General features: G+C 39.9%; 32 protein-coding genes. 7 read left to right on the top strand and 25 right to left on the bottom strand.

Features of this window, described 5'->3' with window-relative positions:
- Positions 1-136 precede the first annotated feature (136 nt).
- From MA_RS13555 to MA_RS13590, 12 genes are all read right to left on the bottom strand, one after another.
- Positions 137-676 (bottom strand): hypothetical protein, encoded by a 540-nt coding sequence (locus tag MA_RS13555; RefSeq protein ID WP_011022567.1) that lies wholly within the window; start codon positions 674-676, stop codon positions 137-139.
- A 203-nt stretch (positions 677-879) separates the two neighbouring features.
- Entirely contained in the window at positions 880-2,013 is a 1,134-nt protein-coding gene (locus MA_RS13560) for a rolling circle replication-associated protein (protein ID WP_157860231.1), read from the bottom strand.
- Positions 2,014-2,551: 538 nt separating this feature from the next.
- Positions 2,552-3,001, bottom strand: a complete 450-nt coding sequence (locus MA_RS13565) for a DUF6011 domain-containing protein (protein WP_011022569.1) — start codon at positions 2,999-3,001, stop codon at positions 2,552-2,554.
- Positions 2,998-3,483: a hypothetical protein gene (locus MA_RS13570; protein WP_011022570.1), complete on the bottom strand. Its 486-nt coding sequence runs from the start codon at positions 3,481-3,483 to the stop codon at positions 2,998-3,000. The genes MA_RS13565 and MA_RS13570 overlap by 4 nt, the downstream gene beginning before the upstream one ends.
- A gap of 235 nt (positions 3,484-3,718) precedes the next feature.
- Positions 3,719-3,904 carry a hypothetical protein gene (locus tag MA_RS13575; protein WP_048065455.1) on the bottom strand — a complete coding sequence of 62 codons (186 nt, stop codon included), beginning with the start codon at positions 3,902-3,904 and terminating at the stop codon, positions 3,719-3,721.
- A complete protein-coding gene (locus MA_RS13580; protein ID WP_048065456.1) occupies positions 3,905-4,297 on the bottom strand; it encodes a hypothetical protein in 393 nt (130 codons plus the stop codon).
- 105 nt (positions 4,298-4,402) lie between these two features.
- Positions 4,403-4,579 carry a hypothetical protein gene (locus tag MA_RS27070; protein WP_157860233.1) on the bottom strand — a complete coding sequence of 59 codons (177 nt, stop codon included), beginning with the start codon at positions 4,577-4,579 and terminating at the stop codon, positions 4,403-4,405.
- The gene (locus MA_RS13585) at positions 4,576-4,767 is read right to left on the bottom strand and encodes a hypothetical protein (protein ID WP_048065457.1); all 192 of its coding nucleotides are present in this window, start codon (positions 4,765-4,767) and stop codon (positions 4,576-4,578) included. The genes MA_RS27070 and MA_RS13585 overlap by 4 nt, the downstream gene beginning before the upstream one ends.
- On the bottom strand, positions 4,764-4,904 hold the full coding sequence (locus MA_RS27075) for a hypothetical protein (protein WP_157860234.1): 141 nt from the start codon (positions 4,902-4,904) through the stop codon (positions 4,764-4,766). Before MA_RS27075 ends, MA_RS13585 begins: the two co-directional genes overlap by 4 nt.
- Positions 4,901-5,053 (bottom strand): hypothetical protein, encoded by a 153-nt coding sequence (locus MA_RS27080; protein ID WP_157860235.1) that lies wholly within the window; start codon positions 5,051-5,053, stop codon positions 4,901-4,903. Before MA_RS27080 ends, MA_RS27075 begins: the two co-directional genes overlap by 4 nt.
- Positions 5,050-5,187, bottom strand: a complete 138-nt coding sequence (locus MA_RS27085; RefSeq protein ID WP_157860236.1) for a hypothetical protein — start codon at positions 5,185-5,187, stop codon at positions 5,050-5,052. Before MA_RS27085 ends, MA_RS27080 begins: the two co-directional genes overlap by 4 nt.
- Before the next feature lie 156 nt (positions 5,188-5,343).
- Entirely contained in the window at positions 5,344-5,544 is a 201-nt protein-coding gene (locus tag MA_RS13590; protein WP_048065458.1) for a ribbon-helix-helix domain-containing protein, read from the bottom strand.
- A gap of 117 nt (positions 5,545-5,661) precedes the next feature.
- On the opposite strand from MA_RS13590, the gene MA_RS13595 reads away from it, so the two are divergent.
- Complete coding sequence (locus MA_RS13595; RefSeq protein WP_011022573.1) at positions 5,662-6,075, top strand: tetratricopeptide repeat protein; 414 nt, start codon at positions 5,662-5,664, stop codon at positions 6,073-6,075.
- Between the two features lie 90 nt (positions 6,076-6,165).
- Here the strand turns inward: MA_RS13595 and MA_RS13600 are convergent, their stop codons facing one another.
- Entirely contained in the window at positions 6,166-6,672 is a 507-nt protein-coding gene (locus tag MA_RS13600; RefSeq protein ID WP_048065459.1) for a hypothetical protein, read from the bottom strand.
- Positions 6,673-6,922: 250 nt separating this feature from the next.
- On the opposite strand from MA_RS13600, the gene MA_RS13605 reads away from it, so the two are divergent.
- On the top strand, positions 6,923-7,258 hold the full coding sequence (locus MA_RS13605) for a hypothetical protein (RefSeq protein ID WP_048065460.1): 336 nt from the start codon (positions 6,923-6,925) through the stop codon (positions 7,256-7,258).
- Positions 7,259-7,616: 358 nt separating this feature from the next.
- Positions 7,617-7,820, top strand: a complete 204-nt coding sequence (locus tag MA_RS27090; protein WP_157860237.1) for a hypothetical protein — start codon at positions 7,617-7,619, stop codon at positions 7,818-7,820.
- Positions 7,821-8,076: 256 nt separating this feature from the next.
- Here MA_RS27090 and MA_RS29435 read toward each other — a convergent pair whose 3' ends face one another.
- The 7 genes from MA_RS29435 to MA_RS13645 all read right to left on the bottom strand — a co-directional run bounded on the left by MA_RS29435 (position 8,077) and on the right by MA_RS13645 (position 13,391).
- A complete protein-coding gene (locus MA_RS29435) occupies positions 8,077-8,316 on the bottom strand; it encodes a serpin family protein (RefSeq protein ID WP_011022576.1) in 240 nt (79 codons plus the stop codon).
- 8 nt (positions 8,317-8,324) lie between these two features.
- Complete coding sequence (locus tag MA_RS13615) at positions 8,325-9,350, bottom strand: serpin family protein (RefSeq protein ID WP_011022577.1); 1,026 nt, start codon at positions 9,348-9,350, stop codon at positions 8,325-8,327.
- Positions 9,351-9,690: 340 nt separating this feature from the next.
- Positions 9,691-10,521 (bottom strand): AIM24 family protein, encoded by an 831-nt coding sequence (locus MA_RS13625; RefSeq protein ID WP_011022579.1) that lies wholly within the window; start codon positions 10,519-10,521, stop codon positions 9,691-9,693.
- A 422-nt stretch (positions 10,522-10,943) separates the two neighbouring features.
- On the bottom strand, positions 10,944-11,204 hold the full coding sequence (locus MA_RS13630; protein ID WP_011022580.1) for a hypothetical protein: 261 nt from the start codon (positions 11,202-11,204) through the stop codon (positions 10,944-10,946).
- A 21-nt stretch (positions 11,205-11,225) separates the two neighbouring features.
- Positions 11,226-11,651, bottom strand: coding sequence for a HEPN domain-containing protein (locus tag MA_RS13635; RefSeq protein WP_011022581.1), 426 nt, complete (start codon positions 11,649-11,651; stop codon positions 11,226-11,228).
- Positions 11,648-12,193, bottom strand: a complete 546-nt coding sequence (locus MA_RS13640) for a nucleotidyltransferase domain-containing protein (protein WP_011022582.1) — start codon at positions 12,191-12,193, stop codon at positions 11,648-11,650. Before MA_RS13640 ends, MA_RS13635 begins: the two co-directional genes overlap by 4 nt.
- Before the next feature lie 529 nt (positions 12,194-12,722).
- Positions 12,723-13,391: a hypothetical protein gene (locus tag MA_RS13645; protein WP_048065461.1), complete on the bottom strand. Its 669-nt coding sequence runs from the start codon at positions 13,389-13,391 to the stop codon at positions 12,723-12,725.
- 507 nt (positions 13,392-13,898) lie between these two features.
- Between MA_RS13645 and MA_RS13650 the strand changes: the two genes are divergently transcribed.
- Positions 13,899-14,147, top strand: coding sequence for a hypothetical protein (locus MA_RS13650; RefSeq protein WP_011022584.1), 249 nt, complete (start codon positions 13,899-13,901; stop codon positions 14,145-14,147).
- Positions 14,148-14,212: 65 nt separating this feature from the next.
- Here MA_RS13650 and MA_RS27095 read toward each other — a convergent pair whose 3' ends face one another.
- Complete coding sequence (locus tag MA_RS27095; RefSeq protein ID WP_157860238.1) at positions 14,213-14,356, bottom strand: hypothetical protein; 144 nt, start codon at positions 14,354-14,356, stop codon at positions 14,213-14,215.
- Between the two features lie 6 nt (positions 14,357-14,362).
- Between MA_RS27095 and MA_RS13655 the strand changes: the two genes are divergently transcribed.
- The gene (locus MA_RS13655) at positions 14,363-14,878 is read left to right on the top strand and encodes an insecticidal delta-endotoxin Cry8Ea1 family protein (RefSeq protein WP_011022585.1); all 516 of its coding nucleotides are present in this window, start codon (positions 14,363-14,365) and stop codon (positions 14,876-14,878) included.
- A 293-nt stretch (positions 14,879-15,171) separates the two neighbouring features.
- Positions 15,172-15,498 carry a phasin family protein gene (locus tag MA_RS13660; protein WP_048065462.1) on the top strand — a complete coding sequence of 109 codons (327 nt, stop codon included), beginning with the start codon at positions 15,172-15,174 and terminating at the stop codon, positions 15,496-15,498.
- A 46-nt stretch (positions 15,499-15,544) separates the two neighbouring features.
- On the opposite strand, the gene MA_RS13665 is transcribed toward MA_RS13660, so the two are convergent.
- The 4 genes from MA_RS13665 to MA_RS13675 all read right to left on the bottom strand — a co-directional run bounded on the left by MA_RS13665 (position 15,545) and on the right by MA_RS13675 (position 18,698).
- Positions 15,545-15,802, bottom strand: coding sequence for a hypothetical protein (locus MA_RS13665; RefSeq protein ID WP_048065463.1), 258 nt, complete (start codon positions 15,800-15,802; stop codon positions 15,545-15,547).
- A gap of 12 nt (positions 15,803-15,814) precedes the next feature.
- Entirely contained in the window at positions 15,815-16,273 is a 459-nt protein-coding gene (locus MA_RS28205) for a hypothetical protein (protein WP_193589503.1), read from the bottom strand.
- Positions 16,274-16,390: 117 nt separating this feature from the next.
- A complete protein-coding gene (locus MA_RS28210; protein ID WP_193589504.1) occupies positions 16,391-16,981 on the bottom strand; it encodes a hypothetical protein in 591 nt (196 codons plus the stop codon).
- A 412-nt stretch (positions 16,982-17,393) separates the two neighbouring features.
- Positions 17,394-18,698 carry an ISNCY-like element ISMac19 family transposase gene (locus MA_RS13675; protein ID WP_011022587.1) on the bottom strand — a complete coding sequence of 435 codons (1,305 nt, stop codon included), beginning with the start codon at positions 18,696-18,698 and terminating at the stop codon, positions 17,394-17,396.
- Positions 18,699-19,002: 304 nt separating this feature from the next.
- On the opposite strand from MA_RS13675, the gene MA_RS13680 reads away from it, so the two are divergent.
- The gene (locus MA_RS13680; protein WP_226990597.1) at positions 19,003-19,563 is read left to right on the top strand and encodes a ferredoxin--NADP reductase; all 561 of its coding nucleotides are present in this window, start codon (positions 19,003-19,005) and stop codon (positions 19,561-19,563) included.
- Positions 19,564-19,874: the final 311 nt, after the last annotated feature.

A 19,874-nucleotide genomic window follows, 5' to 3' on the forward strand; every position in this document is an offset into this window, starting at 1 on the left:
TACCAAAATTATTCAGAATTACTTTCATAATTAAAAGTTCGATTGGTCGCTTAAAGTATGAGACCTAAAGAAGTAAATTTTAAATTTTGGGATAGGATCAAAAACAAAATAGATGAGAAATCGAATTAACGATAACTCACTCTTTGTCAGGAATATATTTGGAAACTTTGATAACCCGGGATATATTAACATGCTCTTTAATACTATGATCTTCCACAGGTATTTTCTGTATATCTTGTGTCTTTATAAAATTTAAACCACTTATACTTACATGGTTCTCATCCGTTTTTTTAATGTAAATTTTAGGAACAACAGGAAGTGGAACAGGCATAGTTGGTTTTATTACATAGCCAGTGCCAGTCTCAATGTAAGTTCCTTCTATTGCAGAAATAGGCAAATCAATTTCTGCATTATGTTCTGTAGGATATAAGTTTATATCTAAACTGCTTGGGAACAAAAACCATGAAGCTCCTATAACAATATGAAAGCTACAAAATAGCACAACCAAAGTAAACGCTATTCCAATGAGCCATTCCTTACTAGCAGACAAGATTTCCAGTAATGTGCCAATGCCTTCACGTACTAATACTACTAAGATTTTAAGCGCTATATATAATAGTCCTGCCGCAACAGCTATTATTATTAAACTTATTATTAAACCTAACACGTCAGTCATGTTTTACTGTATCGGAAAAAAACTATTTTAGTATTTCGAAATTGTATTATATGGCTCATCTAATTTTTTTACTTATTTTATAAAATAATGTGGACAAAGAATACAATTCATGATATTATGCTGCATGTAACTGAAAACCTGCCTGAGAATATCCCATGGAGCAGCCCCCGGCTTTACAACAGAGGTCAAGACCTTTCAGAAAATCACCCCTGCATGAATAGCTCTGTAGCCCGCCTAAAGCTCAGAGAGGGCTGTTCTTTTTCCTTTGGTTTATCTTCTGGCTTTGGTTCTTGTTTGGCCTTGCGACGTAGGAGAGCACCGGCAAAGAAGGCTTTTGCCTTGTCATTGCCCTTCTGGAAGAGTCTTTTTCCTTTCTTTCCTATGATTCCTACTTTGACCCAGATCCCGCGAGACTCGTACCGCTCCGGAGCCTGCCTTATGTCCTGTGAAGCGGTCCAGAACTGAACATTATAAATCCAGTAGTTTAGCCCGGATTTAGGACTCATGCTCTTTTCGAGATAGTCTGAAAGGTACCCTGCAGGAGCTTTCCCGGCTGCATCCCTCGGGGATCTGCGGGCCCAGGTCCAGCCCTCCGGAGTCTGACGGATTGCGCAAATATCCATTACAGGACCTCCCCCATAGCTAACCCAGATTTTTTTAAGGGCATGGATAGGAAGGAGCCAGTTTATCCCGAAAATTATTATGTGAAAGTGGAGCCGGCCGTTTTGCTGGAATTCCCGGACGCAAATGTATGTTAAGCCCCGAGGCAGGAGCCGGTCTAAGAAGGTCCGGAGCTTGCCCCAGGCTGTGAGCATGTTAAGGTTGGTATCCCATAAGGACCCGGCCCGAGGGGGAGCTGTAAGAGTGAGAAAAACGGCTTTCATATGTTTCCTGCTGGCCGTCTCCCAGGTTTCCCGATAGGACCGCTTGATTTCTTCCTGGCGTTCCTGAGAGGTAAAACGAGTTTTGTATGGAAGAGCCACCTGACGGGCAAAGACGGGATCACCGTCAAGGCTATGATACATTTCGATGTTTTCTGTCCGAATCCTTGAGATATAGTTTTGGAATTCTTTTATACATTCGAAATAAATATTATTCGTGTAAATAAAATCCCCTGTTTCTTTGTCGACATAGCCGAAACCGTTACACCGAGAACACTTATGGGCTGCCTTCCAACGTTCAGGGCTGGCGTTTTTTAGCCCGTCAAGGCTGTCAGGATCATTGGTTCGGCTGTTTTTGTTTTCGGTCTGTGAAGTAATTTGCTTATCAAAGATCAAGGTAAGTGGGTTTTGGGGATTTGCCCGGACCCAGAGGATAGAATCTTCCTTTCTTAGCATGAAAAGAAGCTTTCCCTTTTGCGTTTTTAAAAAGTCATAAACTTTTTTGTAAACTTTTTGTATATTTTCATTATGAAAGTGTGTTTCTTTCAAATAATCTGCAATTTGGGAAACAGAATAAGGTTTTTCGCTAGTGATTTTGTAAAAATCTGAGATATGAGATTGAGATAAGCCAGACATAAGATTGCCCCCGTATATTCCCGTAGTAGACTGGTATAGTTCGGTTTCCGAAAAAATTGAAAAAAAATAATTAGGCAGGTAAAAACTGCTCATTGCCGTGGATGAGCGTGCTTACCGCTATCGCGTTTATAGTGTCCATCCCCTTTCCCGTCCATGGGTTGTGAGGGATCATCGTGTGCAAGAACTCAGGAACAAAAACGCAGAAGTTCTTATTACCTTCCAGAAAGAGATGGTGAAGGGAAGAACCCCTAAAATAATAATTCAGAGGTTTGTATCCGAGCCCTCTTTTTTGATAATGAAATAGTCTTCGAGAAGAGTACACCCTGTTTCCATTGTAGGGATATCTTAGGGAGACCAATTAGACCGCCTCCCCGTAGAACCCCAATATTTCAGAGATTGATACCTGTCTGTAGTTTTTGCAGAGATCCCCGCAGCTATCCCGCGTAAGCTTATGCAGAGAGATATCCACCCCGCAGCATGGGCAGGTGATATAAACCCATTGAGGCAGCAGGAAACCCGACAGGTTAATCCCGTTGTCGTGGTCGTAGCTGTGGACTTCTGCAGAGTGAAGAGAAGCCCCACATGAAGGGCAGGAATGTGAGGAGAATTTGCGTAAAATAGACAGGTAGCTTGCTGAAGCGTCAAATGGGTTTATAAGGCTCTTAGTTTCTGAAAGTGGAGCCCTGTAAGGTGGGAGGGCATGCCTGACTTTTTCCCAACATTCAGGACCGTATCCCCGGCTTTTGCTCTTGTGATCCCGGAGAGCCCGCCCGCAGCGCAGGCAGCGAGTATAAAGGGGAGTGTTCAAAGCTCCACCCCCTGAGCCCGGAGGGTTTCCGCAGAAATAGAGAACCAGATAACTGGCCCTTTTAGATCCAGCTTTAGAGGGGTTTTTAATTGTTGGATGTTTCCCAGCTGCCAGAAGAAGCATGGCCCAGATTCAAAGAATGAATCTGGAGCAAAATGGTATTTTTTGCAGTAATCAAAGACCTGATATGCTGATACCTTATGACAACTTACCAGGGCTGCAGTAGCTACCAGAGCCCCCCGGATATCCCCTGATACATCAGGCCCCTGATAAAATGCAGCCTCTGGACCAGCCCGCAAGTTTTCCAGAATAGAGTTAATACGGTCTATGTCTTCCTGCTTTGGCGCTCTCTTGCTTGCGTAGATTCCTATTTTTTTACCTATATATTTTTTAGGGGCGCGATAATTGCGGATCTCGAAACACTTGTATTTCTTTCGGATTGAGTCCGCATATTCAGACCAGACAATGAGACAAGGCAACATTATACCCTCCTCCCTACCAAGCTGTTGAAGTGGTGGCGCGGACCGTTACGGAGAGTTTCGGACCCGGATGAATATGTTTTTCGAGAGAAGTATAGACGCCCTGCTCTTTCGCTTTTTGCGCGTTGTCGCGAGTCGTGAATATGAGTGCAGTAGTTAGGTATAGTGGTACGAACTGTTTTCCAGCTAAGTTTATACGGCCTGTATCGGCTCCGTAAGAATCTACCCGCAGGGCTGTTCATGCGAACCACCCGCTTTTTGAATATACTTCAGTATAAAATTCTTCAACTTCGAAGTATGGGCGGTCTAAGTATTGTTGATTGTACCCTACCATTGCCACTTTTACGGCTGCCTGCTCGAATTTGGATAGTGAGGAGTAGGGGCGCGGACCCGGAAAAGTACGGTTTGATTTTGAGCGAGGCATTTAGACCGCCTCCTTAAGTATAGTCCGCCAGCAGACGGCTTTTACTCCGGTGAACTCCCCGAGGTTGAGCTTAACTGCAGGGACCCGAAGATAGATTATAGGGATTCCTCCCCGGTGGACCAGGAAGATATATTCCCCTGAGTTTTCTATTAGGGTTTGGTGCTGCAGGTCAGAAAAGTTGAAGCGCCCGGATCTGGGTTTACCCCTGTGTTTTTTGTCGGAGAAGGTATCATTTATTTTTTCCTGGCAGCTTTTTACCTCAACCTGGACCCCGTCGATTGAAAAGTCTATGATACCTTTGTAATGGAATTCAGCCTCCGGATAGAGGGCTTTGATTATGTTTTCCATTTCAATGCCGTTGTTAGAGGCGAGAGCATTTGATTCTGGATTCATGCCCTCACCCCCGCGACCATTGCGCAAAGTGCAAATATGGACCCCACACAGAGGAAACAAACGAATCCTACGGCTGAGAAGACTGATTTTATTATGTTCAAGCGTTCACCCCCTATTATAGAATGAATCGGGGTTAGGATTCTGAAACATTGACCTTACGGTTTCCTTGAAAGTTGGTTTGATTTTTCCCAGGACCTGGAATACGAGTTCATCGAGATGAGAGGGGAGCGTTTCTTTTCTTGTTTTGTGGACCGGGACCCTGGGTGGGACTGTACCGCTCATATGACCAGCCCCTTAGTTGTTATGTCCTGGCCTGCGCCGTGGTGGATGAGCCCCCTTGAGAGCATCTTTGAGGCACATTTAGAGCAGAGCCTTTGCCCGTTTATTTTTGGCCAGGTTGCCGGGACAAATACCTGTCTGCATTCTTCGCAAAGTTCGTGTTTGTGGGGGCAGACTATTTTTCTGTTCATGCTGCCACTTCCTGATGGACGCCCCGGCAGAACTGAAGGAATATTCCGCAATGGGTTTTTGAGAGTTCTTTTGTGCAGGTGAAGGAGTCAGTTCTGTAGTGTGCGCATTTGTTTTTGTATTTGCATTGGTTGCTCATGCCTGCACCCCCTGGCATATCTGCTGACATAGAGCGCGGAACTTTTCGCCTTCTGGTACGAGTGCGGCTGTTTCTGGGTCAAGTGCTGCGAATTTCTGAACAAGAGGATCATGTTTCAGATCTTCGAGTGTGAGATTTTTCCCACTCATGCCTTTACCCCCTGGCCGTTAGAAGAAGAGGTTATTTGGGGTACAGGGTAGCGGTTGTTACAGTCAGGACAATAACGGTATATGCCCCATTGACCTACCATAATTTTTAGTTGGGTTCCGCAGGTGCACATCATGCTGACATTCCCCCAACATCCAGGTTCGAAACATTGAAATCACAAGAGTTAGAATTAGTCATTTACAGTGCCTCCTTTTGAATATCTCTTTGGCTGGTGCTGTGCTCCGGTCCGGAATCTTGGCGGATGAGGACCGGGGTTTTCTAACTTCGAGTATCATGCTGATACCTCTTTTTTTACTCTGTTTTCGAATCCTTCACGAACAAGATCTCTTACAACATCTGGCCTGCTTGAGTATTCATTAGATTCTACTAATGCGTCAATTTTCTTCACAATTGCGTCAGGAAATCTTATTCCTATTAATGTATTTATGTCGCCACCTCCCTGTAATTTCACAATAGATTCATAATATTTCATTATTGCTTCATTATAATGAAAATAGACGTTATCAAATAAATACTTTATGTTAATTTATCTTCACAATAACTTCACGAAATTACTTATAAGTTTTGCATTATTGTAAGATAGGTAATTATGACACCAACATTAGAGAGGAAAAAAGACTCGATTAATGCGACAGTGAGCCCTTCAATAAAAAGAAGAGTGGTAGAACTAGTTAAGAGTGGGAAATATAGTAGTATGTCGGATGTCGTGACCCAGGCTTTAAACAAATTACTTGATGAAAACGCTAGGAAAGATCAATTATCTAAAACTCGTAGTTGTGAAACAAACCACAACAATAAAGAAAACGAACAGTTCGAGCGCGATATCTGGAAACAAAAAGGCATGATTTACCAAAAAATGGGGAAATTAGAAGAAGCTATAAAATGTTATGATAAAGCGCTTGGCATTGATTCTACAGAAGATAATGAAAAAACTACAAAGAAAACAAAGACCGTTAAAGAAGAAGGTGATGTGGAAATATTAGAAGAATTTGTTTTAGAATGATTTTTTGATGAGAAAATAGTTAGAAATACACCACCTTGATACATTTTCCAATTAGTCTTACTGCTGAACATTGTTCTCTAAGCAGTTCCTTCAAAAAAATTTATGAAGAAGCCTACGCAGGAACGAGACTTTTCTTATCTCAGTTCTCTCTTTAGGTACATCAATTTTTATCGGTTCGGAAACTTCAGAGTCAACAATAGATTCAGCAATAATTTCAGCTTCCATTGAAGATTCAACAATTACTTCAGGCTTAACAGGAGTTGGATTTTTTTCTAATTCATATTGAGCTATTACACAGTTATGCTTATTAGGCGCTACACAAGACGCACAAAATTTAATTCCACACAGATCACATTTCTCATCAACTTTATTCAGCGTGCTCTCACAATTAGGGCACCTATCTGGTGGCTCTCCAACCCCTAATCTTAATCTTTCTTGAAAAATAAGATTTGATTTTATTATATGTTCCTGACTATATACTTCCTTTTCCTCTGCAGATAGCTCAGATACATTTTCTTCTTCTAGATCTTCAGAAGTAGCAAATCTCTCATAGCACTCAATAGAATAAACTCGTGAAATATCTACTGAATATTCCATACCTTCTTTATATGCCGGACAGTAGTGATTATGGGGATTTACACAATCTTCACAGAAATATAGCCCACACCAAATACATCGCATATGAAGTTTTCCTACTAATGTCAAACAATTCGGACACTGTTGCATAAATGCTTGTATAAGTTTTCAACATAATTAAGTCTTTTTTGATTACTTTCAGCCAGCTTGATTCTTTCTTATATATTTTAACGACTTTTTTATTTTTCCATTAAAAATTGGGGTCACAAAAATGTATGTAAAAGCGCGTTGTCCTGTTTGCGGCACAGATGTATATCATGATATATTTGTACATGTTCAGAAGTATCGTCGCTTTGGCTCACAGTCGCATAAATACCGGGTTACCAAAATAAAAATACAAGATTCTCAGTCAGAAGATGAATTAAAGTATAACATTTTACAAAATTTAAGTAATTTGGTTTATAACGGGATTGAAATAGAGATTCTGGATGGGATCTTAAAAGAAAACTACGGAGTGACGGGGGATTGCTGTAGAGACCTTATTGAGAGAATCAAGATTGAACTTAACATGTACTGCCCAGATATGAAGAAGCTTTATTTTGTGTGATTGTCATTTTTTTTCATTCAAAGAAAATATTAACTATTCTTTAGAAAATAGGAAATAGAGATTAACTATTAATAATCAAATAGTAATATTATTTGAATAATATTAAATTAACATATATTTAGTTTTATATGTTAATCATAACTTCTTTACTTATTATTTTTTGTTAGATTGCTTCTGTATATTCTATCAACTGGAATGACAAATTGCACATGGGGGTCAAAGAATAAAAGTAAAATTGATAGTTTCTCTGCTAGCGATATACCTGGTCTTTTCTCTCGGATTAGCTCAAGCACAGAATGAAGAGAACGATTGTAAACCTCTAAAATTTATTAATGTTACACCCGATGCTTTTGAGTGCATGAAGAAAAAGCTTCAGGACTACGGCATCGAGGTCCCACCGGGAAATGAAGGGGAAATGTCTGAAAAAGGGGTTATCGGGAGTTTCGAATGGGATGGAAAGTCCGTTCTTACCATCACAATTAAGGAAAAACCCTTCTGGGTCAGCTGTGAGACCGCAGATGAGAGAGTGATACTATTCGTAGACGAATGTAAGGGAAAGTGAGGGAAAAACTTGAAGGGAAGTAGAAATTTCCCTGATTTTTCCGAATAATTAAGAAAAAAGGAGATCGGGATCAAAAAAGTATCAAGTTCATTCTCTTATCCCTTTCTTTCCTTTCACTGTCTTAATTTTTCAAGCAAACCCTTCGCCTTCTCATAATCCCGACTTTCTCTTCTTGCAACCTCAACATCTATCGTTTATATTTCTGATATTCAGTTTAACTGCGTTTTTAAGTTCAATTGCGTAAGTCCTGTTTCAGTTACTTATTCCACGGCAGGCTCCAGAATCTTCCAGTTCCCTCATACTCCGGATATTCAACTTTTCCCATGAAAAGGATGCAGTCTGTCCTTCTGTCCTCTATGAAGAAAATGAACGGAAGGTCGGCTTTGAACTCCCTTGATTTGGATTTTGAGGAACTGACAGAACCAATGAATACTGTTGTTGATGCAGCGGCTTCAGTAACTTCTTCCTGCACATCTATGAAATCCTGATGAATCATTCTGGAGATCAGTAACGGATCTCACTAATTCCTGAAAAATTTGCCAGTTTCAGATCAAAGGCATCCGCAACGCCCATTTCAATGAGGGAATCGGAAAGTTCGGTTTTAGTTTCAAACTTAAATTTCGGAATCGAGGTCTCCACATCCCCCAAGGATTCCATATTGTATTTAAGTTCGGTATACTCGTTAACTGTAAAATTGTTTTCAAATTCCGTAATATTATTGCCTTTCGGAAGCACAATGTACATGGATAAATCATTGCCTTTGTAAGGCAATTCTATAATTTTTGCCTTTAAATTTTCACTATAATTGAAGTTGCTGGATATGTACATCATGTCAACAGAGACTTCTTCCCGTTTTGTCGGATAAAACGTTTTTTTGCTGGTCATCTTCTTATCAAATTCATGTTCCCATTTTCCATTGAAATAGATTGCATTTGTAAGAATCAGCCGCGTATCGTCCGTTATTGAACCTTTCGGGACAATATCTTTTATTTTGCGATCGGTTTTGTCTTCGACCCATTCATTGATAGCATCTCTTGATTCGTCCGGTTTTTCCACAAAATCGAGATTTGTTACTTCACTGCGGTAGTAGTTTTTGACATTGAAAATATACTCTTCCTTTACAGGATACTCTTCCTGCACCCAGATTGCGTTTGCATTTTCAAGCTCGTAACCGTCACTTCCGGAATATACTTTGTCATTCGTTTCTTTCAAACGGACTTTAAAAACCGTGTTATTTGCAGGGAAATAAAACACGTTTGAGATCTGTTCTTTTGCAGTGCCCTCAGTTCCCTCATAACAGATCGCCATGGCAGCAGATACGCTATATGGCGAAAACAAAATGTTATTTTTCTCTCTGCTTTCAAGCTGCACCAGCTTTGAATACATGTCAAAGGCAAAAGCATTGTTTGCAGCTGCGACGCCGTAGTATTCAACCGAATCCGGATTAATCGTATTTATAGGAGTTACAGCCGTATCCTCAAGGCAACCTGAACATAGCAAAGTAAGAGTAAATATAAGAAGAGTTTTCATTTTGCCCGTGTATTAGAATATTGGGAAAGTGTACACAAAAGTTTATATATATTATTGGGAAAACATTAGAAAGTTCCGGGAAAACCGTGCAAAGAGCATTTATTTCTTTACCCTGAGATTTTTATCTTCATCGGAACAGAGCCTGAGCATGTCCCCCAGAGCCTGCTGCCTATCCGGAAAGGATTCAGAAATGTTATCAGATGCTGCGAATCGGCAGAGAGAAGTGATAAGGATGATTAATCCCGAGGAAGGAAACAATTGAACAAAATGGAAAAAAATAATAATAAATAAAAGGAAATTCTGAAAATTGAGCACTTTAATTTCATTAAATGTTTATATTTTATATAGAGTTATCTATATTCTTTCCCGCAGTTGCCAGCTGGGGAATTCCATTGTGTTTAAGGCGGTTGTAGACGGGCTGGGTTGGAGCGAGCCATACCTGTCCGGTGCCTTCAAATGTCTGGAGCAGGCCTTCTCCACTTGTCATGGAACCGAATAACTGTTTGCTTGACCGTTGAACACTGTAGGCTACCGAACCCGAACGGAGAAGGGCAAAATTCCCATCAACCTGGATTCTTTCGTTATCAAGTTTGTACTTAAGCACTTCTTCCATCGGAATGGGGATTTCAAGAACCACGGCGCCCGTACCGCTAATTTGTGTCTGGAACCAGCCTTCTCCTCCCAGTAATCCGGATGACAGATTTTTCTGCGATGCTACCCCGATTTCCATTCCCTCTTCACAGCAGTAAAAAATCCCTTTGTCCACGACTATTGACTCGTTTTCCAGATGCATTAGAACGTAGTGGCTAAAAGAAGGCTCAAGAAAGATTTCTCCTGTCCCTTTGTATACGGGTTTAAAAGTAGATTCATTGGTGAGCTTGCTTTTGATAAGCTTTTTAGCAAGTCCGCCAACCCCTCCCATACCTGAGGTGCATTCAATATTCCCTTTATGGAAATAGAGAGCCCCTGATTCGGTAATAAGGCCACTATTTTCAAGGGTTACCTTGACCATCTTCAGGGACATCCCCGCATTTTTTATATAAAATAAATCTTCTGCGAGGGCTGCGTCTTTGCTTCCTTTAAGGTGATTACATTCAAGAATTTCAACTTTGAAGCCGTCTTTTTCAATGGAATCGAGAATATTCACATTTGAGTAGAATTTTTCATCCATTAGTAAACCTCTTTAAGAATTTCACCATATTAATCGATTTAATATACATATTAATTCTACTTATAAAATTATGGTAGGTTGTATAGTGGATAAAAGAAGGGATCATCACATCTGATATCTTTGACGAGGAGGTTGTTGACGGGAAGAGGATAAGGTATATGCCTTTATGGTACTGGTTACTTGAAGAAGATTAATTTTTTGTTTCAGCTCTTTTACAATGGATTTATTCTTCAGTTCCCGGCGCATTGTGCAGTTTGAGGACACGAGAGGAAAAGGATACACCACAGGAGTGACCGGAGAGGATGAGGGGCTGCAGCGGTTGTGTAACTGGTGAATTGGAGAAATTGGTGTTTTTATTTGGATTGCTTTCTAGGTACCGGGGCTTTCACCGGCCGCAGAGCAGAGCGAGGCGGACGGCTTTTTCAGAATAGTAAAAAAGAGATTGGATTCAAAAACAGCCAACTGAATTGTCGTTTCTTCCCACCCTTCCTTCTCTCCTCCTTTATCCTCTCAAGCAGAACCTCCGCCGTCTCATAATCCCGGCCTTCTCTTCTTGCAATCTCAGCCTCTGTCTCAACAAGTTCGCGTGAAAATGCTTTTGCAAGAATGGACTGCCTCAGTTTTTCCGTTTTTTCTCTTGCCGCTGCAACTTTTGCTTCAATAGAATAGTCGGCAAAGTGCATGTAAACGCTTCAAAAAATCCATTAATACGACTGCAGGATTTCAGAGGCAGTATGATGCATTTCTTCTGCAAAGCTTATGGAAAATGAGGCTTCTTCAAAAGTAACGAAGGTTCCACCATACTGGACATTGTGACTAGAGACACGCATCTTATCGAAGATGTTGATGAGTTTTAGAAGGTCAAACTCTTCTTTATATAAATGATTAAGTGCGATGCCGAGACAGGAATGGCTCCGTTCTGTGTAGCCTTTTGAAAATAGTAAAGCTCTAGCACTATGGAATGCGCTGTTGTATGCAGCCAGTTGCACCATCTCATACTCTTCAATTTCCAGATTCTTTTGTGCTGAATGCAGAAAACGCTCTGCTATCGATAATGATACGGGTACCCTTTCCCTGGCTCGGGAAGCCTGCTTGATCAGTTTTTCGGCTTCACAATCCTTCCAGTTCATAGTTCTGCACCCGCAAAGAGAATATGTTTGGCAAGTACGCTAAGGACAAAAATATCACCCTTTCCCTTTCGATTCTCCCATTCATAGTAAGGGATAACAGTCACTTGAAGCTCGTGCCCAACTTTTGTTTCAATTTCCGGGACAAGAGTGTAATCAACGTCCTGCTCTGTTCCAATTACCAGAACGTCTATATCACTTTTTTCATCAAAGTTTCCCGATGCCATACTCCCATATACTGCAAGAGAAACCGCATTTGGAGCCAGTTTTTCCAGCTTTTCTTCCCACAGTTTCAGCACTATAAAAGTCTTTTTTAGTTCCTTCACTACATGGCTGGAATTGTTAAGAGTAAACATATGCGCTGTACCAACCTTTTCCATATCCACTATATGTTCTCTATAAAACATATCGGCGAACCTCTTAACGCTGCCAGGTGAGACCTCAAGTTCACGGGCAAGCTCATTTATGTTCACCGAAGCGGTAGGATGAGAAAGAAACCATCCCAGGATTTTGTTTCCAACAAATTTACTGAATTCGTTGATCATTCAATATAATGAATGATTATTCAATGTATTAAATGATTATGGACATGAAATCCCCGGCTAGATCTATTATTATCTTTTTTTCCCCCCCTTCCCCCCTCTCCTCCTTTATCCTCTCAAGCAAAACCTCCGCCGTCTCATAATCCCTGCCTTCCTTTCTTGCAATCTCAGTCTCTGTTTCAACAAGTTCGCCTGAAAATGCCTTTGCAAGAATGGACTGCCTTAGTTTTTCTGTTTTTTTCTCTTGCCACTGTAACTTTTGCTTCTATTGGGTCTGCAAAGGCAAAAAGGGCATCAACACGCCGGACTATTTCTTGCTGTTCGGTGAGGGAAAGTGGGATTGGTAAAGTGGTGTCAACCGATGCACAAAAAATAGCCAGCTACGCGCCAGTACAAACTCTTACTATTCATACAGGCTTTTAACCTGCCCGAGAAAAAATGCTCCGAATTTCAGGATGCAATTCAGCAAATTCAACCCGGCCTGAAGAGCCTTAAGCCTTTTACCCTTCAAAACGGGCCTGCTTTTGATTACTCAGAAATTTAACGGGAATCCTGAAAAGGCTACATTATATACTATACAAAGGCTCGCCGAAAGTGCGATAAGAGCTTGAAAACCTGTAAATCTTCTCATTCTGTTCTTGCCGGTTGTCACTGTCCTGTATACGGGAAGCCCAGGGATAAGAGGGACCTTTCTTTTCGAATTTCCAAATAATATGGCTCCAATGAACAGAAGTACAATTGAAAGGATCAGTGTTGTTAAAAAGAAAGGCTGGTCTGGTGGGCGTGTCATTCCTGAAACCAGCTTGACTTTCGTATCAAAATCTGCATTGCTTATTCTTACCTGATACATTCCTGACGATTTTAGGGTAAACACCATAAAGAATTGTGAATGTTCTCCGGGTTTTTCATATCCTCCAAAACCTTTTTTCCAGAAGTATTCTTTGTTTTGTGGGTCAACAATAGTGATGTCCAACAGTTCTGTTTGGGCAATTGCCGTTGTTGAAAGAATAAAAGTTACCTCTTCGTTTTCCGTGAACATAACACTTTCATCAATGTCATTGTACCTTCCTATTGAAGCGCTTAAAACTTCTTCTCCGGTAATAGATCCTGCTACAAAGACAGAAAGTACCAAAAGTGCAAAATTGAAAATGGCAATCATTAAAACAATATTAATAATTGAATTGATAAATTTTCCAATCAAAAACATTTACCTCGTCATCCGAACATTTAAAAATAAATAAGAATTATCCTGGAAAAAGATAGATCATTAATATTGAAAAATGTCTTACTGTTTTAAATATTTTACTCCCTGAAAACAGCCTTTCACGGATCTCAATGCATGAATTACTGAATCCAAAATTGAACTGCAAATAGTTTCTGCTTCATGAAAGAGACTAATACTTTGAAGGAGTGCCTTCCAAGATTGGAAAAACTTCTGTTGTAAAAAACACAGTTTAAAAAATTAGATAGTTGCACATGTAGTACACTAAAATTTATTTAGTATGATGGATTGCAGGTGCTATAACCATTGCTTTTTGTTTTGTTAGCATGTGCAACATTGTAGAAGAAACAGAATGAGAATTACAACTATGTTTCTGCAAAACTGCAACTCTCAAAGTACCGATAAACCGGTCTCCAGAAGAAAAAGTCTCCAGAAGAAGTCCTGGAAAAATGCCTTGAAATAAAAGAAATTAAAGGAGAAAATATCGTGACTGAAAACCAGATTGTGCTAGAAACCTTAGTCAGAAAGGATGCTCCTGAATACACGCTTTATTCTGCCCAGGCAGACTATGATTTCGATTACAATAACGCTGCAAGAATGGTTATATCCACAGCTCTCGGAGAAATTCCGGGAGTGGTTTTTGCGCTCAGTGTTCTTGTAGAGATTTTTTGGCCGGATTCGCAGGAGAATGTGTGGTCGGAAATCAAGGATCAGGTGGAAGCACTCGTAGACTAGAAAATCAACGATCTGGTTTACCAGCAAGTTCAGGAAGACCTGGAAGGCTTGAAAAATAATCTGGACTAATACCTGTGGGCCGTACAGAGCTCCCAGAGCCAGACGTACATATCTGAAAATACAATGTTGCACTCGGGGACTTTCTCCAGCAGCTCCCACACTTTCAGTCCCAGGGTTACGAACTGCTCTTGCTGCCGCTCTTTACGCAAGCGAACATGCACCTGACCCTTCTTCGAGATGGGGCTTTATACGGCTTCAGCTGGGGGTGGAACGAGGAAATACAGCAGCATACCCGGGAGCAAATAGTAGACACGATCGGTTCTTACATAGAATACACCGAAAAGACTTACAGTGATGGCTTACAGGATACTCAGAAAAATGCTCCCAGCAATAAACATTACACTGAGCCCTTTAATACGGTAAACAGATATGTCCGGGAAATGACTCTCGATGTTCTGGATTTCAAGGACATGTGGCAGTATTTCGATCCTGTGAAATATCCCACGCCTGCCGAAGTATATCTCTCTCGAGAGATTTATTCGGATGCAGTGGGAACAGCTGACAACAGCGGGGCATTAAACTTCCCTCAGCACCCAAAGAGCCGATCTCAAAAGTGGAAGTCTGGGCCTGGGACCGGATTGATGCCTGTCAGGTTACTTACCCGAACGACGGAGGGCCAATATTTGCGAAAGCATTATGGCAAGAAGAACCTGATGCCGGGTGTGGATTGAAGGCTCACATCTGGTTGGCATTCAAGCTGGCTAAAAAATCTTTTTTTAATTTTTTCCATGGACCCTTAATTTGAATTATAGGATAGTAAAAAAGGAATCATTTGGCTCATTTTGCATTTTTCAAGCGAGCCGGGAGGTTGCCAAAAGCATTGTAAACAGATTTTAACAAAGGTATTTTTAACCAATAGTATTTTTAATACATCATCGCCTTTAATATATTATCAGTTTTTAGTAAAGTATCATCATTCAAACCCAGATATTTTCAGTTTAATGATTTAGGGTGAGTGCTTATAATGAAAGAATCCGTTCGAAAACTTGGGCTCATAGGGGCCGGCCTGTGGGCAATGACCGAAGAAAGAGTAAATGAGCTCGTAAAAGACCTGGTCGACAAAGGGGATATCAGCAAGGAAGAAGGAAAAAAAGTTGTTCAGGACGTGCTTGAAGAGAGCAGGAAGCAGAGGGTTGACCTCGAGAAGAAAATATCTGACAAGATGCAAGAAGCTATCTCAAAGGCCGATGTCTTCACCAGAAAAGATATGCATGAGCTCGAATCAAGGTTAGAGATTCTTGAAGAAGAACTCCAGAAAATTAAAAATAAGGAAAAGATGTTCTTCAAATAAGAACGTCTTTTTTTAGAGCAGTTTTCAGAGAATATTTTTTCCATTCTTACAGGTCTTCAACAATTATTTCTTCTTCAATGGTTGAATTCGAGAGCAGGTCTTCAAGTTCTGAAATATTTTCTTCTAATTCCTGAATTTCTTCTTCAGTAATGACCTGTTCTGCGGAGGTGTTTTCTTCTGCTTCTGAAATACCCGGGACTATACCTGCCCCCTCCGTATCGGAAGTGTCATTTCCAACGCAACCTGACCCTGCAAGCCAGAAAAATAAAATTGACAGGACAAACAAATATCTGAATTTTACCATTTTTTTGCCCCCTTAACGGTTAATTTCCTCAGTGGAATTCGGAGTCATAGCACTTTCTGTATCTTCTTCAGCATATTCTTTGTCTTCTGCATTTTCTTCTTCAGTATCCTCTTCGTCTTCTGCATTTTCTTCTTCAGTATCCTTTTCGTCTTCTGCTTCATCATCTGCGCTGTCGTCTACTTCCTCGCCATTGATTTGAGCATTTTCCTGGTTTTGTTCTTCGAGCCTGTACTGTTCCCTGTAGGGTTCCAGTTCACTGAAGATTTCTTTCAAAATTTCGTTTGCGTCACGTATATCTTCGAGAGCATCTTGCAGGTATTCATTTGCTTCGTCCAGTTCTTCCTGAGTAGCATCCTCTTTATCAAAGATTTCTTCGGCCGCTTCCTTCTTTTCTCTGGCAGAGTCCATCAGTTCGTTGTAATCAGCAAGTTTTGCCTCAAGTTCTGCAGTCTCAACACCGGTTTCGTTCACTGCAGTTATTTCACTTTCGAGCCTTCCGGCGATATCTTCGGATTTGTCAAGGAACTGGTCTATCCTCTCACTGACAGTTTTTCCGGTTTCGGTAATTGTGCTGTTTTTTGCATTATTTCAGGTGCCACGTACGGAATTTGCTGCAATTGAGAGTTCTTCAACGTCTGATGCACTTCCAATAGCTTCTTTTTCTTCCTCAAGCTGGTGTATCCTTTCATCAATGGCGGCAATTCTGGCTTCAGTACCACTGCCGTTTGACTGCTCAAGGTTATACCGCACTTTTTCAAGATTGGTTATCATATAATCAATGCTTGAGTTGAGATACGTCCTTGCAGTGTCCAGATCTTCGTCATTGTAATTTCCGGACCTTAGCTTGGTTCTGATCTGGAGGAAATTTTGTTTTGAGCTTTGATAACTACTTTTCTGGATCTTGAGCTGTTCTTTTATCTGTACCCTTTCCAGAGTTATTTCACGCAGCTGTTCTCGTACAAGAGTTCCATTCTCGGTTTGATTTATTTGCTCGGTTAGATTTCTTTCCTGGATTTTGTCCTTGACCCTGGCTTGAATGGTCCCCGGTGACTGTACATCAGCATTTTTACTTGCCCCATTTCCGCTCCTGGCAAGAGCTACTGGCGACAGAGTACTAAATATAATAAGTATGATAGTTATGTATGATCCGTAGAGAATTACTTTATTAAATTTTCCCATATGAAACCCTCCATTTAAATTATTCAATTGTTACTTTATTAAGATTGGAGAATATATAAGCATACTTTTTGCAAAAAGGGAAATAAAGAGATAAATTAAGGATTTAAAGCTTGATACAGATTTTATTCGCAATATAAGGCTTTAAAACCCTTCAATTCATATAAATTAATAAAATTAAGAGCAAAAAGACACAATTCCATAATTTAGTGATTTCTCATTTTTTTCCATCCTTTAAACTTCAATTTCTCTGCTAACTTCCTAAATAAACTGTAATATAACCCTTGAGAAACAATTTTTTTGGCGTTTCTGCCAAAGAATTCTTTTACTTCTGTAATTTTTCACTGAACCTATTGACTAAAATCGACACGCTCCGCTATGTCATTCTGAACTACTCTCTCAAAAATAGATATTACTAAAGCTTAAATGGAGAAAATAATCTGAACAATTCCATAAATGACTTTTGTGGTTTCTTAAGTAAATTTAATCTTCTCATCTGAGTAAGTTTAATCCGATTTTCAATTCCTTTGTCAGTTCTAAACTTCTTCTTGTTATCCGTTTTTAGACTTTTTGAATAATAGCTTTCGATAGGGTTATTTGTCGCTGGCGCTCCTGGAAGATAATGGAACAAAGTAAGATTTAACCAGTGTTTATTGATCATCCACAATCGTTTTTGAACCTTTTCATCATATATTCTTATATTTTCCATTAATTTATCAAAGTTATATTTTGCTTTTTCAAGACTATTACGTGGAAGATTTTCCTTTTTTCTTCTGATTTCAAGCTTTAATTTATGTCTATACTGGCAAAATTCCTTTTTTGCTTTTTTAATCCATTCTTGATGCTTTTCTTTGTTATTAATTACGTTGAGTTCTTCAGATTGAAGTTTTTGCAGAAATTTAATCTCATTCTCTCTATTATAAAATATACTTAATAACCTGTACTTCAAAAGTTCCTGTTCTATCGTTGTGTTCTTTGGAAAATCATTAACAATAAGCTTATTTAAATGCATCAAACAATATTGATGGACTAACTTATCCCTAAAAATTTCCTTTAATATATCAGGGTATCTCTTATCAAAATCCGTAACGATAAACACTGGCTCTGATGCATCAAGATTTTTCTTTAGAAATTTCTTGATGGTTTCTGGACTCTTATCTTTGAAAAGTTCATCTGCTATCGTTCTTTGAGCTTTTGCATCCAGTAAAGTTAAACGGTATTTCTGACATCTTCCTTCTTTTGGATGTTGTTCGTCATAATGCACCATATGTATATTTTCTGAATATGGAATAGTTTCCTGTTCCATTTCTTTGTAGAATGCTCTAAAAATCGTGCTTCTTGATCTTGGATATATGAAATCCATTAGATCAGAAATTCCATCATATGAAACGTTATGGTATCTGAGTAACTGGAAAAAATCATTGAATGTATCAAAAAGTAAAGTCTTCATATCTTCCCAAAAACTATAATCTTCTTCGTGTGTACTACCACAGTTTGAGCATTTATACCGACCAATGTTGATTTCCCCAAGACCGTCTTTGGTATGGGGATTATAGCCATTATGAACCATTGGAGTATTACAAATTGAACAGACGGGAGGAATTTTTCTACGAAAAATTCCTCGTGTAGTATATTCATAATCGTTTCCAAAACAACCAAAAACGTCTAAGAGAGCATGGAGCTCAGAAAAGTTATTAAGTGTAAGATTTATAGTCACCATTGCTTCTGCCGTAACATCATTACATAATTATAGGATTATAATTTTGTGTAGTGATGTTACACTTACTTTTATCACTAGATTTTGGGACTGAGTCCAGATTTATATTATTTTATTATTCTTTTGTAGAAGATATAATCTTCAAATAACTATTGGTGTTGAGGAAAAAATGCGTTTTGAAACCAGAGTAATTGAAGTCATCCAGAGGACGCCTGATGTAAAAAGTGTACGATTCGAAAAACCTCAGGGATTCAGCTACCTTGCAGGTTAGTACGTAGTCCTGATTTTGGGCGGCAGTTCTGACTCTATGAAGAAACCTTTTACGCTCTCTAGCAGCCCTACTGAAGAGTTTCTTGAAATTACCAAGAAGCTGACAGACCATCCCTTCTCAAATGCTCTGGCAGCCCTGAAACCGGGGGATCAGGTTTCCATAAATGGACCTTTTGGGGAGTTCACCTTCCGGGAGGAGTACAGGAATATAGGCATGCTCTCTGGCGGTATAGGTATAACCCCGCTGCGGAGCATAATCAAATATCTGGTCGATAAGAAGCTAAATACCAGCATAATCCTGCTTTACTCTAACCGCAGTGAGAATGATATAGCCTTCAAAGAAGAGCTTGAGAATGCGCAGAAGCAAAACCCCAACATAAAAATAATTGACACGATCACAAGACCCGGACCGGACTGGAAGGGAATCACAGGAAGGATCAATGCCGAAATGGTCAAAAAATTTATTCCGGATTACCGGGAACGTACGTTCTTTACATGCGGCCCGATGAAAATGGTAGATTCGATGGTTTCTCTTTTACAGGAGCTGGAGATACCGGAAAAACAGATAAAGCGGGAAATTTTTCCAGGTGCGAATTGATCCGGTACAAATTCACAGGTAAGATCCATTAGATAAGGGATTGGACTTGTTTCAGCCGTAACTGGATCGTTAGCTACTAACAGTTATCCAAAAGCATTTTCACTTTGTTTTCTTTTACAGACTAGCCGGCGCTTGACTTTGATATTTAAGTGCGAAAGCTCTATATAATATTGCATAATTTTTAATACTGAGTAGCTTCTGTGATAGACAAGGGGGAAACGAGATTTTCGGAACCGGGATCGCCAATGGAATGACCAGCTAAAAGGATCCTTCACAGGCTTATGTAATATTACTTAACGGCCTGTTACTTA

It is taken from the genome of Methanosarcina acetivorans C2A, assembly GCF_000007345.1.
Taxonomy (GTDB): Archaea; Halobacteriota; Methanosarcinia; order Methanosarcinales; family Methanosarcinaceae; genus Methanosarcina; species Methanosarcina acetivorans.

What these genes read in the sequence shown, in the direction of transcription:
- MA_RS13555 (WP_011022567.1), bottom strand. Translation starts at nt 676, where the DNA reads ATGACTGACGTGTTAGGTTTAATAATAAGTTTAATAATAATAGCTGTT.
- MA_RS13560 (WP_157860231.1), bottom strand. Translation starts at nt 2,013, where the DNA reads ATGCTAAGAAAGGAAGATTCTATCCTCTGGGTCCGGGCAAATCCCCAA.
- MA_RS13570 (WP_011022570.1), bottom strand. Translation starts at nt 3,483, where the DNA reads ATGTTGCCTTGTCTCATTGTCTGGTCTGAATATGCGGACTCAATCCGA.
- MA_RS13575 (WP_048065455.1), bottom strand. Translation starts at nt 3,904, where the DNA reads ATGCCTCGCTCAAAATCAAACCGTACTTTTCCGGGTCCGCGCCCCTAC.
- MA_RS13580 (WP_048065456.1), bottom strand. Translation starts at nt 4,297, where the DNA reads ATGAATCCAGAATCAAATGCTCTCGCCTCTAACAACGGCATTGAAATG.
- MA_RS27070 (WP_157860233.1), bottom strand. Translation starts at nt 4,579, where the DNA reads ATGAGCGGTACAGTCCCACCCAGGGTCCCGGTCCACAAAACAAGAAAA.
- MA_RS13585 (WP_048065457.1), bottom strand. Translation starts at nt 4,767, where the DNA reads ATGAACAGAAAAATAGTCTGCCCCCACAAACACGAACTTTGCGAAGAA.
- MA_RS27075 (WP_157860234.1), bottom strand. Translation starts at nt 4,904, where the DNA reads ATGAGCAACCAATGCAAATACAAAAACAAATGCGCACACTACAGAACT.
- MA_RS27080 (WP_157860235.1), bottom strand. Translation starts at nt 5,053, where the DNA reads ATGAGTGGGAAAAATCTCACACTCGAAGATCTGAAACATGATCCTCTT.
- MA_RS27085 (WP_157860236.1), bottom strand. Translation starts at nt 5,187, where the DNA reads ATGATGTGCACCTGCGGAACCCAACTAAAAATTATGGTAGGTCAATGG.
- MA_RS13590 (WP_048065458.1), bottom strand. Translation starts at nt 5,544, where the DNA reads ATGAAATATTATGAATCTATTGTGAAATTACAGGGAGGTGGCGACATA.
- MA_RS13595 (WP_011022573.1), top strand. Translation starts at nt 5,662, where the DNA reads ATGACACCAACATTAGAGAGGAAAAAAGACTCGATTAATGCGACAGTG.
- MA_RS13600 (WP_048065459.1), bottom strand. Translation starts at nt 6,672, where the DNA reads ATGGAATATTCAGTAGATATTTCACGAGTTTATTCTATTGAGTGCTAT.
- MA_RS13605 (WP_048065460.1), top strand. Translation starts at nt 6,923, where the DNA reads ATGTATGTAAAAGCGCGTTGTCCTGTTTGCGGCACAGATGTATATCAT.
- MA_RS27090 (WP_157860237.1), top strand. Translation starts at nt 7,617, where the DNA reads ATGAAGAAAAAGCTTCAGGACTACGGCATCGAGGTCCCACCGGGAAAT.
- MA_RS29435 (WP_011022576.1), bottom strand. Translation starts at nt 8,316, where the DNA reads ATGATTCATCAGGATTTCATAGATGTGCAGGAAGAAGTTACTGAAGCC.
- MA_RS13615 (WP_011022577.1), bottom strand. Translation starts at nt 9,350, where the DNA reads ATGAAAACTCTTCTTATATTTACTCTTACTTTGCTATGTTCAGGTTGC.
- MA_RS13625 (WP_011022579.1), bottom strand. Translation starts at nt 10,521, where the DNA reads ATGGATGAAAAATTCTACTCAAATGTGAATATTCTCGATTCCATTGAA.
- MA_RS13630 (WP_011022580.1), bottom strand. Translation starts at nt 11,204, where the DNA reads ATGCACTTTGCCGACTATTCTATTGAAGCAAAAGTTGCAGCGGCAAGA.
- MA_RS13635 (WP_011022581.1), bottom strand. Translation starts at nt 11,651, where the DNA reads ATGAACTGGAAGGATTGTGAAGCCGAAAAACTGATCAAGCAGGCTTCC.
- MA_RS13640 (WP_011022582.1), bottom strand. Translation starts at nt 12,193, where the DNA reads ATGATCAACGAATTCAGTAAATTTGTTGGAAACAAAATCCTGGGATGG.
- MA_RS13655 (WP_011022585.1), top strand. Translation starts at nt 14,363, where the DNA reads ATGCACCTGACCCTTCTTCGAGATGGGGCTTTATACGGCTTCAGCTGG.
- MA_RS13660 (WP_048065462.1), top strand. Translation starts at nt 15,172, where the DNA reads ATGAAAGAATCCGTTCGAAAACTTGGGCTCATAGGGGCCGGCCTGTGG.
- MA_RS13665 (WP_048065463.1), bottom strand. Translation starts at nt 15,802, where the DNA reads ATGGTAAAATTCAGATATTTGTTTGTCCTGTCAATTTTATTTTTCTGG.
- MA_RS28210 (WP_193589504.1), bottom strand. Translation starts at nt 16,981, where the DNA reads ATGGGAAAATTTAATAAAGTAATTCTCTACGGATCATACATAACTATC.
- MA_RS13675 (WP_011022587.1), bottom strand. Translation starts at nt 18,698, where the DNA reads ATGGTGACTATAAATCTTACACTTAATAACTTTTCTGAGCTCCATGCT.
- MA_RS13680 (WP_226990597.1), top strand. Translation starts at nt 19,003, where the DNA reads ATGAAGAAACCTTTTACGCTCTCTAGCAGCCCTACTGAAGAGTTTCTT.